Here is a 17,062-nt window from a genome sequence, read left to right as displayed (position 1 = left end):
CGCTCCTGAATGCGCTATGCCCCCAAGTGTACGGTCAGTGCAGGGGTTCTGGCTCGTCCATGAACATCTGCGTCTCCATCCAGGCATAGGCCGCTTCGGAGCCAGGCTGGTTGAACAGCACCATCAGTACGACCCATTTCAGGTCGTCCAGGTCCAGTTCGTCCTGGTCCAAGGCCATCGCCCGGTCCAGCACCAGTTCGCGCTGGTCGGCGTCGAGGATGCCGTGCTGTTCCAGGTACAGCAGGAAGCCGCGGCATTCCACGTCCAGCTTGTCCAGCTCGGGGCCGTGGTAGACGCGCACGGGGCCGTCGACCCGTGCCTGGGCCACGCTCGGCCGCTGCGCGGCCAGGGCGTCGAGCCAGTCGAACGCCTTGTTGATCTCGGTTGGGCTGAAACCGGCCTGGATCAGGCCGTTCTGGAGCGAATCGCGGTCACGGATCAGGTCCGCGTCTTCGCTGAAATAGTGTTCAAACAGGTACAGCAGTACGTCCAGGATGCTCTCTTTCATTGCCCCTCGGCCTGCGTCGCGCGACGCTGTGGAGGTGAAGAAACTAGGGAGTTCGACAGTAGCGGCCGTGTACGCACACCACGATTCCCGCCAGTTCCATGGCCAGCAGCATGGAGGACACCTGGGGCGCCGTCAATCCACAGCGTGTGATCAGTGAATCCATACTGCTTGGGTCGTGGTCCAGGGCCCGCCACAAGCACTGGTAGTCAGGGTCGTCGGCCCAGCGCGCCGGCAGGAGCGCCGGCGGTGCCTGTTCAGTGGGGGTGCCCAGCCGTGATTGCAAGCCCGGCAGCTGCTGGCGAAGGGCAGGGGCCAGCAGTTCCAGCACTTCCTCGGGGCGCTCGACCAGTGCGGCCCCTTCACGGATCAGCCGGTGGCAGCCCGCTGCGCGTGGGTTGAGTACCGAGCCGGGCAGGGCACAGACTTCACGGCCCGCCTCGGCAGCCAGCCGTGCGGTGATCAGGGCGCCGGAGCGTTGCGCGGCCTCGACCACCACCGTCGCCAGCGCCAGCCCGGCCACCAGGCGGTTGCGCGCGGGGAAGTGGCCCGGGCGTGCCGGTGTGCCGGGCAGGTACTCGCTGAGCACCGCGCCCTCGGCGGCGATCCGCCCCTGCAACCGTTGGTGGCTGTCCGGATAGGCCCGATCAGGGCCGGTTCCGATCACCGCCACGGTGCAGCCGCCTGCCTCCAGTGTGGCCAGGTGGGCGGCCGCGTCGATGCCGGCCGCCAGGCCACTGGTTACGGCCAGTCCGGCCTCGACGAAGCAGCCGGCAAAGCGCGCGGCCAGCGCGCGTCCTCCCGGGGTGGGCGAGCGGCTGCCGACCAGCGCCACCGAGGGGCGCCAGGCCAGGCTCGGATCGCCCGCCACGAACAGCGCCAGTGGCGGGTTCGGGACGTCCAGCAGGGGCGGCGGAAAGGCCGCATCGGCGAAGGACAGCAGATGGTGGTCGTCGTCTTCCAGCCAGTGCCGCGCCACGGTCCAGGCGCGGGCGTCGGGGTGTTCCAGTGCAGCGCACTGCTCTGGCGTGCAACCGTGCGCGCGCCAGTTCGCGGCGCCCTGCGCGATCGCGGTCTGCGCGCTGCCCGCGGCCTGCAGCAGGGACCGCCGTGGCGCCAGCGCGCCGCCTGCCATCACCAGGCGCAGCAGCGCCTCATCAGCTTGCTTGGTCATTCCCCCACTATCGAGCGCATGCAACAAAGGCGCCCTAGGGCGCCTTCGCATGTGGCTGTCAGGTTTTGCCGGAGACCGCCCCTGTAGAGTCGACTGTCAGTCGACTACCGCGCGCAGCGCGGGCGCTTTCGGGGGGCGGTGAAGAGCAGTCGACCAACAGTCAACTCTACCGCGCGTCCGGGTGCAGCGCGTTGTACCCCACGCGCACCGGCTTCACGCCCTGCATCACCAGCGCGTAGCTGACATTGTCGAAGGTGCGGAACACCATGGCATGCGCCGCGTACTCGTCCGGCAGCGAGACCCGGCCGGCGCCGGTGCTGAGCGAATCGTCCGTGCGCGACGAGTTCGGGTACTTCATGCGGTGCGCCACATGGCGGCCCGGGCGCCACAGCGAGAACACGGTTCCATTGTCCACGCCCTGCGTGCGACCAGCCGAGATCGCGATCACGTCGCGGGGGCCGCCGGCAGTGAACATGTCGGTGACGGCCAGCACGCGTACGTCGACGCCCTCGACGCCTGCGGCGGGGACATGGGGCACGAACTGCAGGTCGTACGGCCTGGCCTCGATCGGCACCAGGCGGTCGCCGGCACGCACCTCACGGCCGCCTTCGTTCTTGTCCAGCACCAGGGTGGACGCCTCGACCTTGCCTCCGGCGACATGGGTGATGGTGCCGGTGGCGACCTGGGCCAGCTCATAGCCGAGCACGCCGCGGCGGTGGTTGGGTGCGCTGTAGGCGCGCCACAGGTTGCCGCTGCCCGGGGTGACGTCGCCGTTGGCGGTCAGGTCCTCGGTCGGCTTGGGCTGGGCGTAGCGCACGGTCGGGCGGACAACCGCCCAGCGCTGGCCTACCTGGGCGTCAGCCAGGCGCACATAGACGGCGTGGCCGCTGGTGGCGCGCAGGCGTTCCTCTTCCAGGCCGGCCACGTAGGGCAGCTGCTCGATGCTGTCGACCACGCTCAGCTGCTTCAGGAACGGCTCGACCTGGGCCAGCGGAATGGCGTCGATCGGGGCCTCCTGGCGTGGGCCGGGCCGGGCCGCCACGGTCACCCGGTCCAGGTAGGCCAGGCTCAGGACGTCACCGGGATAGATCAGGTGCGGATTGGCGATCTGCGGATTGGCCTGCCAGATCTCCGGCCACAGCCACGGCTTCTGCAGGAAACGTGCGGCGATATCCCACAACGTATCCCCTTTTCGGACCACATAGGTGTCCGGGTGCCCGCCATTCACTTCCACGGCGGTAGCATAGGCAGCCACGGTCAGCATCGCCGCGGCGACGACCGTACGAAAACGAAGCAACATAGGTGTGAAGCCCTGATTCCCCAACAGGTCCGCGCACTATAGTCCAGAAACCGGGGCGCAAGGCAAGCGTTGGAGCTAGAATCTGCGACGTATGCCGGCGTGCCGGCCCCCTATCCGGAAACAGCCATGGCCCTTCTCCCCATTCTCGAGTTCCCCGATCCGCGCCTGCGTACCAAGGCCGCGTTGATCGAAGCTGCCGAAGTCACCACGCCGGCCTTCCAGGAGCTGATCGACAACATGTTCCTGACCATGTACGACGCCCCGGGCATCGGCTTGGCCGCCACCCAGGTGGACGTGCACAAGCGCTTCATGGTCATCGACGTCAGCGAAGAAAAGAATGAACCGCATGTGTTCATCAATCCGGAAATCGTCGCCAAGGATGGGGGCCGGGTGTACCAGGAGGGCTGCCTGTCGGTTCCGGGCATCTTCGCCGACGTGACCCGTGCCGACACCATCACCGTGAAGTACCTGGACCGCAACGGCCAGGAACAGCAGATGGAGGCTGGTGACGTGCTGGCCACCTGCATCCAGCACGAGATGGATCACCTGGACGGCAAGCTGTTCATCGACTATCTGTCGCCGCTCAAGCGCGAGATGGTGCGCAAGAAGCTGGCCAAGCAGCGCAAGCACGTGGCGTGATCGCCAATCCGGGCCACCCTTCGGGTGGCCCGTGCCTGCGCGGCTCGCGCGGGCTCTACGGCGCCGGCCGACGGCGCCGTTTTCTTTCCTGCACGAATCCATCCTGCAAGTGGGGTAGCCATGAGGATTGTCTTTGCCGGTACGCCGGAATTCGCGGTGTCGTCGCTGCGCGCGGCTGCGCGCCACCATGAGGTCGTGGCCGTCTATACCCAGCCTGATCGCCCGGCCGGCCGAGGCCGTGGCCTGGCGCCTTCGCCGGTCAAGCTCGAAGCCGTGGCCCGTGGCATTCCGGTCTACCAGCCGGAGTCGCTGAAGGACGCGGCCGCCCAGCAGCAGTTGCGCGACCTGCAGCCGGACCTGATGGTGGTGGTGGCCTATGGCCTGATCCTGCCCAAGGCAGTACTGGCCATCCCGACCCATGGTTGCTGGAACGTGCATGCCTCGCTGCTGCCGCGCTGGCGCGGCGCTGCGCCGATCCAGCGTGCGATCCAGGCTGGTGACGCGAAGACCGGGGTGTGCCTGATGCAGATGGAGGCTGGCCTGGATACCGGCCCGGTGCTGCTGCACCAGGAGCTGCCGATCGCCTCCACCGATACCGGTGGCCAGCTGCACGACAAGCTGGCCGAGCTTGGTGCCCAGGTGTTGTCCGATGGCCTGGGCCTGCTGCGCGCGGGCATCAAGCCGATCGCGCGACCGCAGCCGGAACAGGGCGTGACGTACGCGCACAAGCTGGACAAGGCCGAAGCCAGGCTGGACTGGGCGCAGGACGCCGACGCGCTGGCGCGTACCGTGCGCGCGTTCAATCCGTGGCCGATCGCCGAGGCAACGCTGGCTGGCGAACGCGTGCGCATCCATGGTGCGGTGGCACTGGAGGCAGACCACGGCCAGGCGCCGGGCACCGTGCTGGCCGCCGGCCGCGACGGCATCGACATTGCCTGTGGCCAGGGCGCGCTGCGCCTGCGCGTGCTGCAGCGTGAAGGCGGCAAGGCGATCACCGCTGCCGATTACCTCAACGCTCGCCGCGACCTGCGCGTGGGGGCATAAGCGGTGTCCAAGCAGAACGATTTCTCCGTCGCCAAGGCGGCACCGGGCGCGGCCACGCGCATGCTGGCCGCACGCGTGCTGGCACAGGTGTTCACCCGTGGCCGTTCGCTGAAGGCCGAACTGGCCTGGGCGCTGCCGAAGCTGGCCGACAGCCGCGACCGCGCGCTGCTGGAAGCCCTGTGTTTCGCTGTGCTGCGCCGTCGCAGCACCTATGACGCGGCCTTGCAGGCCTGGATGCAGAAGCCGCTGTCGGCGCGCGATGCCGACCTGCGCACGCTGCTGATGGTCGGTTTCGCCCAGCTGGACGTGCTCGAACTGCCTGCGCACGCAGCGCTTTCGGCTACGGTCGATGCGGCGCGCGCGCTGGGCCGTGAGCGCCAGGCAGGCCTGGTCAACGCGATCCTGCGCCGCGCCCAGCGCGAGGGGTTCCCCGAACAGCCTGCGCGCGACGCCTTCCCGGAATGGTTGGCTGATGCGATCGAGCGCGACTGGCCGGCGCAGGCCGAAGCGATCTTCAGCGCCAGCCTGCAACCCGCGCCCTTGTGGCTGCGTGCCAACCGCCAGCATGGCGGTCGCGACAAGGCCCTGGCGACGCTGGCCGAGGCCGGCATTGCCGCTGAAGCCACTGCACTGTGCGCCGATGCGTTGCGCCTGGCGACCCCCGTTGCCGTGAACCAGCTGCCGGGCTTCGGCGATGGTGCACTGTCGGTGCAGGACCTGTCGGCGCAATGCGCGGCCGATGCGCTGGCACCCGCGACCGGTGCCCGCGTGCTGGATGCCTGCGCGGCACCCGGCGGCAAATCGGCGCATCTGCTGGAGTGTGACCCGAGCCTGCGCCTGCTGGCGCTGGATATCGACGCGCGCCGTCTGGCCCGGGCACGTGACACTTACACCCGCACCGGTGTGGGCGAGCATGCGCAGACCCTGGTCGCCGATGCCAGCGATCCCGGTTCGTGGTGGGACGGCGTGCCGTTCGACGCGATCCTGCTGGATGCGCCATGTTCGGCCACGGGCGTGATCCGCCGCCAGCCGGATGTGATGTTCCACCGTCGCGCCGAGGACGTCGATGCACTGGTGGGCGTGCAGGCGCGCCTGCTGGAAGCCTGCTGGTCGATGCTGCGCCCGGGCGGCGTGCTGCTGTACGCCACCTGCTCGATCCTGCGCGCCGAGAACATCGATCAGGTGCGTGCGTTCCTGAAGTGGCATCCGGACGCGGTGGCGCAGCCGCTGGGCGATGCGTTCGGCGTGGATTGCGAAGGCGTGGCACGCCAGCGACTGCCTGGTGACAACGATGCTGACGGTTTCTTCTACGCGCGTCTGATAAAAGCAGCCTGACCCCCGCTGCCGTTTCGAGTCCCATGCTGAAGACCCACGCGTCGCGCCAGACGTGGTTGTTCGTGGTGGTGGCCCTGCTGGTGCTGGGGGCCGGGCTCGGTCTCCGCGATCCGTGGCCCTCTGACGAACCACGCTTCGCGCTGGTGGCCAGGCAGATGGTCGACAGCGGTTACTGGTTGTTCCCGCATCGCGGTACCGAGCTGTATTCGGACAAGCCGCCGATGCTGATGTGGTGGCAGGCCTCGCTGTATGGCCTGGTTGGCCACTGGCGCGTGGCCTTCCTGCTGCCCTCGCTGCTGGCCGCATTGGGCACGCTGTGGTGCGTGGTCGATCTGGGGCGCCGGCTGTGGACGCGGCAGGTCGGGCTCTGCGCGGGGTGGGCACTGCTGTTCGCGCTGCAGTTCACCTTCCAGGCGAAGAAGGCGCAGATCGATCCGCTGCTGGTGCTGTTCATCACCCTGGCCAACTATGGCCTGCTGCGCCACCTGCTGCTGGGCCCGGCCTGGCGCTGGTGGTGGCTGGGCTGGTTCTTCGCCGGTATCGGGGTGATCACCAAGGGCGTAGGCATGCTGGCGCTGCTGATGATCGTGCCGGCGGCCATCGCTGCAGCCCTGCAGTGGCCCCGTGTTTCCCTGCACGCGCGCGATGGCCGCTTCTGGCTGGCACCGCTGGCCTTCCTGCTGGCGGTATCGCTGTGGCTGGCGCCGATGCTGCTGGCCGCGCTGGGCACCGGGTCGGACGAGTACCGCGCCTACATCAACGACATCCTGGTGCGGCAGACGGCCCGCCGCTACACGCAGTCCTGGGACCATCACCAGCCGTGGTGGTACTTTTTCGGCGTGATGCCGTCGATGTGGATCCCGGCGTTCCTGGTGCTGCCATGGGCGATTCCCGCATGGCGCAGGCGCCTGCGCCGACGTGACCCTCGCTACCTGCTGCCGCTGGCCTGGTGGTTGCTGGTCGTGCTGTTCTTCTCGATTCCCCAGGGCAAGCGCGATGTCTACATCCTGCCGGCGCTGCCGATGTTCTGCCTGGCGCTGGCGCCGCTGCTGCCCGGGCTGCTGAAGCGGCGCGATGTGCAGCGCGTGCTGGGAGGGTTTGCCGCGTTGCTGGCACTGGGATTGAGCCTGGTCGGGGCGCTCGCGTTGCTGGGTGATCCGCGCTTCGAGGTGAACCTTGCCCATGGACGCGGATTGCCGCCGGGCGCGACCGATGCACTGGCGTGGACGATCCTGGCGATGGGGCTCTGGGGTGGCTTGAGCCTGGTGGTGACCGGCTGGCGTCGAAGCCATCTGGCGCTGCTATCGACCCTGGCCGTGGCCTGGGTGCTTTACGGCCTGTTCGGCTACCCGTTGCTGAATGATTCAAGCTCTGCGCGTGGTCTGATGCGTGACGTCGGCGCGCGTCTCGGGCCAGGCGCGGAACTGGGACTGGTGGCCTGGAAGGAACAGAATCTGCTGATGGCGGACCGCCGCGCGGCGACCTTTGGATTCGAGAACCGCTGGCATGAACAGCTGCAGGCGGCCGTGCGCTGGCAGCGCTTGTCCCCCCGGCATCGCTGGTTGCTGGTGAATGACGATGCCATGCAGGAGTGCATTGATCGTTCGCAGGCGCAGATGGCCGGCATATCCAACCGCCGTCGCTGGTGGCTGGTTCCCGCCAGGGCGGTGTCCGGGGCCTGCGTGCCTGACCTGAAGGAGCTCGAGCGCGAGTACCGGCTGCAGGGGCCACCGGATGCGGACTGAACGAATGAGCGACGGACATGGCCAGTCTGCGTCAACCAGCGGCCTGCTCTGTCCTAGAATGAGGGCCGCTCCCGGCACCGTGCCGGTCTATCGCCATCGACCTGCCGACCGCACCACGTGACTCCGCTTTCCTTGCCTACTTCCCGCACGACGGGCTTCCTGGCCGGCGCCTACGCCGTGGTGCTGGGGGCGTTGCCGACGCTGCTGATGATCACCATGGAGGGCGGCAGCGCGGGGTTCTACCTGGCGATCCTGCTGTCGATCGTCCTGCTGCTGTTGCCCTCGGCCGCTCCGCGCCTGCTGCCCGGTTCCGCCCGGCGCTATGCATGGATGGGCATCGGCATGGGCGTGATGCTGGTCGGCGTGCTGATCAGCCTGGGCGTGCATGGCATCTGGAAGGGATCGGAGGTCGAAAAGGCCGCACGCCTGTTGTCGATGCTGCTGATCCTGTTCGCCGCGCTGCGGGTGCCGCGCAGGATCCTTGCGCGGGCGATGCTGGGCACCCTGCCTGCGGTGTGGTCGGCAGCAGCCATCATTGGCTGGTTGGCGCTGGAGACCGGCGTGCGGCCTGCCACCCAGCAGTTCAATGCGGTGACCTACGGCGACCTGACCCTGTTGTTCGGTGTGCTGAGCCTGATGTCGCTGGGCCTGCCGGTAACCCGTTTCACCCGCATCGAAGCCACGCTGAAGCTGCTGACCGGCATCCTTGGCCTGGTCGCATTCCTGTGGACGCAGACCCGCGGTGGCCTGCTGGCGATTCCCTGCTTCCTGCTGATCGGCCTGCTGGTGATGGGGCGCCGGCTTGGCCGGATGAAGATCCTGCTGGGCCTGGTACTCGCGGCCGGCGTCGGCATCGTCGCCACCCATGATGGTGCGTTGCGCGATCGCATCGATGCGGGCGTGAGCGAGTATGGCGATTGCAGTGCCGACCACCTGGCAGATACCTCGGTCTGCATCCGCCTTCAGTTGTGGACCGCGGCTGGCTACATGATCCGCGAGCAGCCGGTGTTCGGTGTCGGTGGTGGCGACCGCTTCCGCCAGGAACTGGAACGACTTGCCGGACAGGGAAAGGTGTCGGCGATGGTCGCGCGTGATTTCGGCGAGACCCACAACGACCTGCTGTATTTCCTGGCCACCTACGGCGTGCTGGGGGGACTTGGCCTGGTGCTGGTGTACGTGGCCCCGGCGCTGGTGTTCGTGCCACGCCTGTGGCGTGGCGACGAACGGTCGCGGTTGCATGCCGCGGCAGGGTTGAGCATCTGCGTGGCATTCGCCGTCTTCGGGGTTACCGAAATGATGCTGCGTGACATGCGGACCGCCTCGTTCTATGCCGCCTGGGTTGCCCTGCTGCTGGCCCTGTCCGAGCCGCGCCGGTCAGATCAGGCTGAGGCCAGCACCGCTTCGTAGCTGGCCAGGGTCGCCCCGGCGAAGGTCTGCAGGCCGAACTCACGCTCTGCATGGCGGCGGGCGGCCATGCCCATCGCCGTCAGCGCCTGGCGTTGTTCATACATCGCCTGCACCTGTGCGGCGATGGCGGCCACGTTGCGGGTGGGCACGACCCAGCCGTCGACTCCCTGCTCGATGTTTTCCGGCAGCCCCGCGTAGTCGCTGACCAGCATCGGCCTGGCGCTGGCCATCATTTCGCGGCAGGCGAAGGAAATTGTCTCGATGTCGTTGGACAGCACGAAGCCGACATCGCCGGCGGCGATCAGTGGGCGCGTATCGGCCAGCAGTCCGGTGAAGTGGACCTGCGCGGCGACATCGCCGAGGGCCTGCACCTGCGCGCGTTGCTGCGCGTTGGGCAGGTGACCTGCGACCGCCATGTGTACGTGCGGCCGGATCGCGTCGGGGAGCAGGGCAATGGCCTGCGCAAGGTCGATCCAGCCCTTGTAGTCATCGGTGCCGGCGTTGCTGACCAGCAGCAGCGCATCCGGATCCTGCGTCCATTGCTGCCGCATTGCCTGGCCGGCGTCGACCGGCAGCGGCGCGAAGCGGTCCAGGTCGACGCCGTTGCGGACCACATCGATCGGGCAGCGCCGGTACGGGCCCTGCTCCAGCAGGCGCTCGGTGTGTGCCGAAACCGCAATCACGCGGTCGGTGGCCCAGCGGGCCCTGAAGGCATTGCCAAGCGTACGGGTGGGCTTGCTGTTGTGCTTGGTCAGGATGATCGGCGGGCGGCGCATGCCGAGCAGTCCCTGCATCACGAAGCGGTGATCACGAGCACCGTTGACGTGGACCAGGTCGATGCCCTCGTCCCGCACCAGCCGGCGCAGCGCATGCTGTTCGGCCAGTTGTCGTGGCAAGGTCGGCAGGCCGCTGCCAAAGGCCATCGGCAGCGGGGTGGCGATTCCTTCCTCGGCCACCGTGCGCAGCAGGCGGCTGTCGGCGGGGGCTGCGACATGGACCGTGTGCTGGCCATGCAGGGCGCGCGCCAGGGACACGATGTACGTGGTGTGGCCGCCACCGTCGCCATAGTGGAAGTTGGTGTACAGGATTTTCATGGGGGATCTTCAGGCAACGCGCGGCAAGTGTGACACAGCCGGCTCAGGGCCGTTCCGCAGGGGCTGGAGGATCGGCCACCGCCTGGCCGTTGCCCAGCATCCACAGCATGATGGTCTTCTGCCGTACGTAGTTGGCACGCACATAGGCATAGACCAGGCCGTGCCAGCCGTCGCGGAAGCCGCCGCGGAACAGGAAGCCACGCCAGAACCGCCAGGCCGGCGCCAGCACCAGCTTGCCCAGCGTGGCGCGCTTGCCACGCGCGAACTCGTGCTCGGCCATCATCCGCGCATACTTCTCGGTCTTGGCCAGCTGCTGCTGCAACGATCGATAGGGATAGTGGATGAGATCGCCGCGCAGGGTGCCGACGCTGCCATCGACGCTGGCCGCCTCGTGGATCTCGCGCTTGCCGCGCCAGCCGCCCTGGCGGCGGTCGAACAGGCGCATCACCCGGTCCGGGTAGGCATTGCCGTGGCGCAGGAACCTGCCAAAGTATTCGGACAGGCGGGCGAAGCGGTAGCCGGCGTGGCCGGCGAAGCCGCCGTCACGGGCCTGTTCGATGGCCGCACGCAGCTCGGGGCTGATGCGCTCGTCTGCATCCAAACACAGTACCCAGTCGTGGCTGGCCTGCTCGACGCAGAACGCCTTCTGGCTGCGGAAGCCCTCGAACCGACGCTGCAGCACGCGGGCACCGGCAGCCTCGGCGATGGCCACGGTCGCATCGGTGGACTGCGAGTCCACCACCACGATCTCATCGCAGAAGGCCAGCGAGGCCAGGCAGTCGCCGATGCGCCCGGCCTCGTTGAACGCGATAATGCACGCCGTGATGCGAGGCCGTTCGATGGGAGCGGTCGTGGAGGACATGATGGCCGGGTACCTGTTGTTTGCGACGGAGCGCTATGCGCTGCCTATTCTCGCCCCGTTGGCGCAGGCGTTGCACGCGTCCGGGCAGGAGGTTGCGGCCTGGTTCGAAGGCGGCGCGGCCGGCAGCAGCCTGCCGGGGGTGGCCAACGTCGGCCTGAAGCAGGCCCTGGCAATGCGCCCGCGGGCGGTGTTCAGCGCGGCGAACTGGGTGCCGACCTTCCTTTCGGGGGCCAAGGTGCAGCTGTTCCATGGCTTCAATGTGGAAAAGCGCGACAGCGCGCGCGGCCACTTCCGGGTGCGCGGCATGTTCGACCTGTACTGCACGCAGGGGCCGGCCACCACCACACCGTTCCGCGAGATCGCGGCCCAGCAGGGCCATTTCGCGGTGGCCGAGACCGGCTGGCCGAAGCTGGACCCGCTGTTCCGCGATGACGGTGGCGAGAGCGCCGCACTGCGCGCGCCGGCCGGCGATCGCCCGGTGATCCTGTTTGGTTCCACCTTCACCGAGCGGCTGAGTGCGGCACCGCACCTGCATGCGCAGATCGCCGCCGATATCGCTGCCGGTGGGCGCTACTGGCTGCTGACCCTGCATCCCAAATGTCCGCCGGAACTGTTCGAGCGCTACCGCGCGCTGGCCGGTGCCAATGCCCGCTTCATCGAGCCGGAGCAGGTGATGGCCGCGCAGCGCGCCGCCGATGTGCTGGTGTCGGACACCTCGTCGATCGTTTCGGAGTTCATCGTCCAGCACAAGCCGGTGGTGACCTTCCGCAACCGCGTGCCGAAGCCGCACATGATTGATTTCGACGACCCGGCACAGCTGCCGGCGATGCTGCAGCGCGCGCTGCATCCGGATGCCGCGCTGCAGGCGGAAATCGTGCGTTACGCCGATGCCATCCATCCGTACCGCGACGGCCTGTCCAGCGAGCGGGTAATCGCGGCCACCGAGGATTTCCTGTCCGGTGAAATGGGTGCGCTGCGCCGCAAGCCTCTCGGCAGCTGGGTGCGCGATCTGCAGATCCGAAGGGACCTGGGCTATTGGGGCCCCTCGCAGCGATGATGCCTCGCTGACCCTGCTCGCGGTCGTGCCGGCCGCTGGCCGGCAAACCGGGGGATGTGCAGTTGCCGGCCAGCGGCCGGCACGACCCGATTCAGGCCGGGATCCGACCCCGCATCACCAGCGCAGTTTGCGCCGCGCCAGCGTGGCCGCCAGTTGATCCATCGCCTGCTGTGCCTGTGCCTGCGGCAGATGGTGCAGGGTGAGTGCCACGTCGCCATGCGCACCGGCGGTGTCCAGTTGCAGGCTGCTGGTGCCCAGCACCTTGTCCAGCGGTGAACGCTGCAGGCGCAGGCCCTGCACCTTGTCCAGCTCGGCCCAGCGCCACCAGCGTTTCCACCAGCCGCCGCGCACGGCCACATAGTGCTCGTCCAGATACCAGCCCATGCGTGCCATCTGCCGGTGTGCGACCAACAACGCGACCGGCAGCCAGGCCAGCACGACCAGGCCCCATGGGCCCCAGCGCCAGTACGCGGCGGCGGCCAGCAGCGGCACCAGCAGCAGCGCGCCCAGGCACAGCCGCCACCAGCCACGCTGCGGGATGGACTGCCATTGCGCCGGTGGCCAGTGCAGCTGGGGGAGCAGGTGCTGCACCAGTTGCGTGCAATGCTCGCGGGTTGCCAGCGGCGCCAGTTCGCGCAGGGCGCGGTCCTCATCACGCGAAGGGCCACCGGCGGCACTGTCGATGCGCAGCTGGCGCAGCCCGAACCAGCGCTGCAGGGTGCCTTCGCGCAGCGTCCAGGCCTGGATGCTGCGACGTGCCACGCTGCTGCGGGTGCGGCTGAGCATCCCGGCCGACACCGTCAGGCGGCGGTCCTGCTCGACGAGGGTGAAGCCGTGGTAACGCAACAGGGTCAGCACCACTGACAGCACGCGCAGCGCCAGCCAGCCCAGCAGCAGGGCCGCCGCCGCCAGCAGCAACGCGCCGGTCACGCCGGGATGCAGGTGGCTGGCATAGCCGAAGGCCTCGCGGCCGCCGCGCTGGATGGCATCGTCCATCACCGGCCGCGGCACTGTCTGGAACAGGACGCCGAACGCGGCCACTGCCAGTGCCCAGCCGCGGTTGGAGAGCAGTCCCATGCGCACCACGTCCCAGCTGGACAGTCGCAGCAGTACGCGTTCGCTGTCGACGTCGGCAATGGGCGGCGCATCGACGGCGTCGTTGGCCTGCGGCGCCTGCCCGCGCTGGCGGACCAGCCGTTCCAGCGCCAGTGCCTGGTCCAGCTTCAGCACCCGCATCTCCGCTTCAGGGCGCACACCGCCGGCCGATTCCAGGCGCAGCTCGGCCACGCCGAACAGGCGGTGCAGCGGGTTCTGCCGCACTTCCACGTTGTGGATGCGGGCGAACGGGATCTCGCGGCGGTTGCGCGCCAACAGGCCACTGCGCACGGTGATCGCATCGCTGCCGATGCGGTAGCGGTAGCTGAGGTACTGCAGCACCGACACCAGGACCAGGGCGGCAATTGCCGTCAGCGGAATCAGCTGCGCCCACATCGGATCGCGGTCGCCGCGCTGGCCGAACACCAGCAGCGCGACCAGTGGCAGGAAGTAGTGGCGCAGCTGCATCAGCAGCACGAACAGCCACGACCACGGGTGCAGGCGGTGGTCCTCGGTACCGGCGGGCAGCGGTGCAGGCAGGGGCGGCGGCAGGCTCACAGGGCGTCGGCGTCCTGGTCGAGCTGGTGGGACAGGGTGTCGCGCAGGCGCTCGGCATCCGCCTCGTCCAGGCCGCTCACGGTCACCGCGCTCATGCGGGTGCCTGCGGTGTGCACGATCAGCGTGGCCAGGCCGGCACGGCGCTCCAGCGGGCCCCGGCGCAGATCGAGATGCTGCACTCGCGAAAGCGGGATGCGCGTTTCCAGCTGCCACATGAGGTCGCGGCGCAGGCCCAGGCCCTGTGCGTCCAGCCGCCAACGGGTGCGGACCAGGCGTCGACGGCCCAGCCACGCACCAAAAGCCACACCCATCAGCAGCCCGGCTGCAGCGGTCCACAGGCCACCGGGCAGATCGAAGAACCACGCCGCCGCCGCCAGTGGCAGGCCCGGGACGAACAGGCCGCCAAAGGCACCTTCCAGTGCGGCCAGGCGGGCTGCGCGTTGCGGCAGTGACTGCCAGTCGGTGGCGGGTGGTGCAGGAATCGTGGCGTCGGTCACGCGGGCTCCGTCAGGCAGCAGGGCGGGCGGTAGCGGCCGTGGCCGCACCGCGCAGACGGTAGCAGGTCGGCTGCGTTACTGGGCAGCCTGGATCAGCGCATCGACATCCAGCAGGTGGCCGGCACGGTCGGCCTTGGTGCGCAGGTAGTTCTCGTTCTCGGCAGTGATCTCGCCGGTGACCGGAATGCAGTCCAGCACTTCGATGCCGGCATTGCGCAGGCGCTGTGCCTTGGTCGGGTTGTTGCTGAGCAGGGCCACGCGCGAAATGCCCAGGCCATGCAGCATCGCCACTGCACTGCCGTAGCGGCGCTCGTCGGCACCGAAGCCCAGCTGTGCATCGGCATCGATGGTGTCCAGGCCGTCGTGCTGGTAGCCATAGGCGCGCATCTTGGCGGCGATGCCGGTGCCGCGGCCTTCCTGGTCCAGGTACAGCAGCACGCCACCACCCAGGTCCTTCAGCTTGCGCAGGCCACGCCGCAGCTGGTCGCCGCAGTCGCACTTGAGTGAACCGAACAGATCGCCGGTCAGGCACGAAGAATGCACGCGTACCGGCACCACTGCCGACAGGTCCGGCTCGCCGACGATGATCGCGACCTGGTCGCGCTGCGCCACGCCGCCGCGGAAGACTGCAAAGGTGGTCATGCCGACGTCGCGCAGCGGAACCGGCGAACGCGCCACCAGTTCGTAGTCGTGGGCCGCATGTGCTGCGCCTTCGGCCAGGTCGCACAGGGCCACCTCGGCCGCACCGTCGAAAGTGTGGTCATCGACGTCCAGGCGCACCGCGACCATCGCTGGCAGCAGCAGACCCAGGCGGGCAAGCTCCACCGCGCCGGCATCGAAGGCGTCGCCGGCGCTCCAGCTTTCGGGCATCGGCCCGGGTTCGCGCAGGTAGCCCAGCGAGGGCAGGGCCTCGAAGGCCACGCCGCTCAGCGGCAGGCGCGCGCCCTGTGGTGCCTCCACGCCGAGCACGCGGGCGCGGGTGGCGGTCAGGAACAGGTAATGGCGCTCGCGGGCGGCAGCGGCGAAGGCGGCGAAGCTGCTGGTCGTGGCGCTGTCCAGCGCGATCACCGCCAGGCGCTGGCCCTGGCCATCGTGGAGCAGCACCGGGCGACCGGCGCGCAGTTCGGCCACCGCGCGTTCGCAGCGGATCGCGGCCGGATCGCCGAACAGGGAAGAAGCAGCAGGCATGGCAGGACCGGGGGAGGCGGACATCGCAGTCTCTATGGGGGCGCCGGCGTCGTATTCAACGTGGTGCGGCCAGTGGTCGCAGGCGGCCGTCAGTGGGGGTGTTCCTCAGTTGCGTACGGGTCTTCCTCGCTACTGCCCGGTGGCCGCAGCGTATAGCGCTTGTAGGTCCACTGGTACTGCGCCGGGTCGCGGCGGGCGATGCGTTCGATGCCGGCGTTGAGGGCGGTGGCCGCCACCAGCGGGTCCGGATCGGCCACGGCCGGGTCGGTCGGCTCGATGTGCAGCGCGAACTCCATGTCCGGCCCGATGCGTTCGCACCAGCCATAGAGCACGGTGGCACCCGTGCGTTCGGCCAGCCGGTTGACCAGGGTCATGGTCAGCGCCTGCACGCCGAAGAACGGCACGAACACGCCATCGCCGGCCTTGGGCTGCTGGTCGGGCAGGATGCCGGTGGCGCCGCCGTCCTTGAGCACCTTGAACAGCTGGCGCACGGCCGGGCCTTCGGCGCGCACCTGCTGTACGTTCTGGCCGCCGCGCACCAGCTGCAGGAAGGCATCGCTGGCCTCGTCCTCCGGCGGCTTGTAGACGATGGCGATTTGCCCGCGCGAGGCCAGCCACTGGTTCAGCAGCTCCCAGTTGCCGAAGTGCGGCGCGGCCACGATCACGCCCTTGCCGCTGGCCAGGGCGGCGTCGTACAGGGCCTCGCCATGGCGCTGCTTCAGGTGCCGGCGCAGGTTGTCGGCCGGCGCCTGGCTCCACAGCCGCAGGGTTTCGATGGCCTGCAGCGCGGTGGAGCGCAGCAGATCACGGTGCAGGCGGTCGCGCGCGGCGCCATCCAGCTCCGGGTAGGCCAGTTCCAGGTTGCGCCGGGTGACGCGGCTCTCACGGGCATTGAGGGCGATCCATGCCCACGCCAGGGCGCGCGCGAACGCCCGCAGCAGCGGCCAGGGCAGGCGGGCGAACAGGGTGGTGGCGCGGTAGACCAGCCGGGCTTTGCGTTGCGGATTCATCGGCGCCAGTTTAGCCAAGGGCGCTGCTATCGTGGCCGGCCCTGTTCATTGGAAGCCCACGATGCTCGCCCTGATCCAGCGTATCAGCCAGGCCGCCGTCCATGTCGACGATGAGGCCGTGGGGCAGATCGGCCCTGGCCTGTTGGCCCTGGTCGGCATGGAGCCGGGCGATACCGAGGCCCAGTTGCGGCGGATGGCCGAGCGCCTGCTGGGCTACCGGGTATTCGCCGACGAGGCCGGGAAGATGAACCGCTCGCTGCGCGATACGGGTGGCGGCCTGCTGCTGGTCAGCCAGTTCACCCTGGCCGCCGACACCCGTTCGGGCATGCGGCCGAGCTTCACCACGGCCGCGCCGCCGGAAGAGGCTGAACGCGGGTTCAATCGATTTGTCGAGATCTGTCGTGAAAATCACGCGCCAGGGGTGGAAACGGGCCGATTTGGTGCCCATATGGTCGTCAGCCTGGTCAATGATGGTCCCGTGACCTTCCTTCTCCGGCCCTGAGCCTGCGGGACCACCGCCCGGCAGGCAGGGCCCCGGGCTGGTATAATGCT

16 protein-coding genes are annotated in these 17,062 nt (G+C 68.8%); 7 read left to right on the top strand and 9 right to left on the bottom strand.

Translation table 11 applies throughout. The features are described from left to right. Positions 1-34: 34 nt before the first annotated feature. From AC5P9N_RS05510 to AC5P9N_RS05500, 3 genes are all read right to left on the bottom strand, one after another. A complete protein-coding gene (locus tag AC5P9N_RS05510) occupies positions 35-508 on the bottom strand; it encodes a DUF494 family protein (protein WP_005411195.1) in 474 nt (157 codons plus the stop codon). A gap of 43 nt (positions 509-551) precedes the next feature. Then, complete coding sequence (gene dprA, locus AC5P9N_RS05505; RefSeq protein ID WP_012481368.1) at positions 552-1,679, bottom strand: DNA-processing protein DprA; 1,128 nt, start codon at positions 1,677-1,679, stop codon at positions 552-554. Between the two features lie 166 nt (positions 1,680-1,845). Next, complete coding sequence (locus AC5P9N_RS05500) at positions 1,846-2,979, bottom strand: LysM peptidoglycan-binding domain-containing protein (protein WP_005414604.1); 1,134 nt, start codon at positions 2,977-2,979, stop codon at positions 1,846-1,848. A 126-nt stretch (positions 2,980-3,105) separates the two neighbouring features. On the opposite strand from AC5P9N_RS05500, the gene def reads away from it, so the two are divergent. The 5 genes from def to AC5P9N_RS05475 all read left to right on the top strand — a co-directional run bounded on the left by def (position 3,106) and on the right by AC5P9N_RS05475 (position 9,149). Then, positions 3,106-3,618 carry a peptide deformylase gene (def, locus tag AC5P9N_RS05495; protein WP_005411192.1) on the top strand — a complete coding sequence of 171 codons (513 nt, stop codon included), beginning with the start codon at positions 3,106-3,108 and terminating at the stop codon, positions 3,616-3,618. A 120-nt stretch (positions 3,619-3,738) separates the two neighbouring features. After that, complete coding sequence (gene fmt, locus AC5P9N_RS05490; protein WP_012481367.1) at positions 3,739-4,662, top strand: methionyl-tRNA formyltransferase; 924 nt, start codon at positions 3,739-3,741, stop codon at positions 4,660-4,662. A 3-nt stretch (positions 4,663-4,665) separates the two neighbouring features. Next, complete coding sequence (gene rsmB / locus AC5P9N_RS05485; RefSeq protein ID WP_495223818.1) at positions 4,666-5,997, top strand: 16S rRNA (cytosine(967)-C(5))-methyltransferase RsmB; 1,332 nt, start codon at positions 4,666-4,668, stop codon at positions 5,995-5,997. 23 nt (positions 5,998-6,020) lie between these two features. Next, positions 6,021-7,742, top strand: coding sequence for an ArnT family glycosyltransferase (locus AC5P9N_RS05480; protein ID WP_049419099.1), 1,722 nt, complete (start codon positions 6,021-6,023; stop codon positions 7,740-7,742). A 117-nt stretch (positions 7,743-7,859) separates the two neighbouring features. Then, positions 7,860-9,149 (top strand): O-antigen ligase family protein, encoded by a 1,290-nt coding sequence (locus tag AC5P9N_RS05475; protein WP_099484467.1) that lies wholly within the window; start codon positions 7,860-7,862, stop codon positions 9,147-9,149. Here the strand turns inward: AC5P9N_RS05475 and AC5P9N_RS05470 are convergent. Then, positions 9,122-10,243: a glycosyltransferase family 4 protein gene (locus AC5P9N_RS05470; protein ID WP_099484466.1), complete on the bottom strand. Its 1,122-nt coding sequence runs from the start codon at positions 10,241-10,243 to the stop codon at positions 9,122-9,124. The two genes, AC5P9N_RS05475 and AC5P9N_RS05470, sit on opposite strands and share 28 nt — an antisense overlap. Positions 10,244-10,286: 43 nt before the next feature. Next, positions 10,287-11,105 carry a glycosyltransferase family 2 protein gene (locus tag AC5P9N_RS05465; RefSeq protein ID WP_099484465.1) on the bottom strand — a complete coding sequence of 273 codons (819 nt, stop codon included), beginning with the start codon at positions 11,103-11,105 and terminating at the stop codon, positions 10,287-10,289. Between AC5P9N_RS05465 and AC5P9N_RS05460 the strand changes: the two genes are divergently transcribed. Continuing rightward, on the top strand, positions 11,104-12,162 hold the full coding sequence (locus AC5P9N_RS05460) for a CDP-glycerol glycerophosphotransferase family protein (RefSeq protein ID WP_012481363.1): 1,059 nt from the start codon (positions 11,104-11,106) through the stop codon (positions 12,160-12,162). The two genes, AC5P9N_RS05465 and AC5P9N_RS05460, sit on opposite strands and share 2 nt — an antisense overlap. A 114-nt stretch (positions 12,163-12,276) precedes the next feature. On the opposite strand, the gene AC5P9N_RS05455 is transcribed toward AC5P9N_RS05460, so the two are convergent. The 4 genes from AC5P9N_RS05455 to AC5P9N_RS05440 form a co-directional block, all read right to left on the bottom strand. Continuing rightward, positions 12,277-13,815 carry a PH domain-containing protein gene (locus AC5P9N_RS05455; RefSeq protein ID WP_495223817.1) on the bottom strand — a complete coding sequence of 513 codons (1,539 nt, stop codon included), beginning with the start codon at positions 13,813-13,815 and terminating at the stop codon, positions 12,277-12,279. Continuing rightward, entirely contained in the window at positions 13,812-14,312 is a 501-nt protein-coding gene (locus AC5P9N_RS05450) for a PH domain-containing protein (RefSeq protein WP_005411183.1), read from the bottom strand. The genes AC5P9N_RS05455 and AC5P9N_RS05450 overlap by 4 nt, the downstream gene beginning before the upstream one ends. Positions 14,313-14,387: 75 nt before the next feature. Further along, positions 14,388-15,524 (bottom strand): GTP cyclohydrolase II RibA, encoded by a 1,137-nt coding sequence (ribA, locus tag AC5P9N_RS05445; protein ID WP_099484463.1) that lies wholly within the window; start codon positions 15,522-15,524, stop codon positions 14,388-14,390. A 65-nt stretch (positions 15,525-15,589) separates the two neighbouring features. Continuing rightward, positions 15,590-16,510, bottom strand: a complete 921-nt coding sequence (locus tag AC5P9N_RS05440; protein WP_059035534.1) for a lauroyl acyltransferase — start codon at positions 16,508-16,510, stop codon at positions 15,590-15,592. Positions 16,511-16,571: 61 nt separating this feature from the next. Here AC5P9N_RS05440 and dtd point away from each other — a divergent pair, with 61 nt between their 5' ends. Further along, the gene (gene dtd / locus AC5P9N_RS05435; RefSeq protein ID WP_208180465.1) at positions 16,572-17,012 is read left to right on the top strand and encodes a D-aminoacyl-tRNA deacylase; all 441 of its coding nucleotides are present in this window, start codon (positions 16,572-16,574) and stop codon (positions 17,010-17,012) included. The last annotated feature ends 50 nt before the right edge of the window (positions 17,013-17,062 follow it).

The sequence above is a fragment of the Stenotrophomonas sp. YJH_SMC_6 genome (genome assembly GCF_059371335.1).
This window is presented reverse-complemented; position numbering and strand designations above follow the sequence as displayed.

Excerpts from the sequence above, each read along its gene's own strand:
- AC5P9N_RS05510 (WP_005411195.1), bottom strand. The coding sequence starts at position 508 with ATGAAAGAGAGCATCCTGGACGTACTGCTGTACCTGTTTGAACACTAT.
- dprA (WP_012481368.1), bottom strand. The coding sequence starts at position 1,679 with ATGACCAAGCAAGCTGATGAGGCGCTGCTGCGCCTGGTGATGGCAGGC.
- AC5P9N_RS05500 (WP_005414604.1), bottom strand. The coding sequence starts at position 2,979 with ATGTTGCTTCGTTTTCGTACGGTCGTCGCCGCGGCGATGCTGACCGTG.
- def (WP_005411192.1), top strand. The coding sequence starts at position 3,106 with ATGGCCCTTCTCCCCATTCTCGAGTTCCCCGATCCGCGCCTGCGTACC.
- fmt (WP_012481367.1), top strand. The coding sequence starts at position 3,739 with ATGAGGATTGTCTTTGCCGGTACGCCGGAATTCGCGGTGTCGTCGCTG.
- AC5P9N_RS05480 (WP_049419099.1), top strand. The coding sequence starts at position 6,021 with ATGCTGAAGACCCACGCGTCGCGCCAGACGTGGTTGTTCGTGGTGGTG.
- AC5P9N_RS05470 (WP_099484466.1), bottom strand. The coding sequence starts at position 10,243 with ATGAAAATCCTGTACACCAACTTCCACTATGGCGACGGTGGCGGCCAC.
- AC5P9N_RS05460 (WP_012481363.1), top strand. The coding sequence starts at position 11,104 with ATGATGGCCGGGTACCTGTTGTTTGCGACGGAGCGCTATGCGCTGCCT.
- AC5P9N_RS05465 (WP_099484465.1), bottom strand. The coding sequence starts at position 11,105 with ATGTCCTCCACGACCGCTCCCATCGAACGGCCTCGCATCACGGCGTGC.
- ribA (WP_099484463.1), bottom strand. The coding sequence starts at position 15,524 with ATGTCCGCCTCCCCCGGTCCTGCCATGCCTGCTGCTTCTTCCCTGTTC.
- AC5P9N_RS05440 (WP_059035534.1), bottom strand. The coding sequence starts at position 16,510 with ATGAATCCGCAACGCAAAGCCCGGCTGGTCTACCGCGCCACCACCCTG.
- dtd (WP_208180465.1), top strand. The coding sequence starts at position 16,572 with ATGCTCGCCCTGATCCAGCGTATCAGCCAGGCCGCCGTCCATGTCGAC.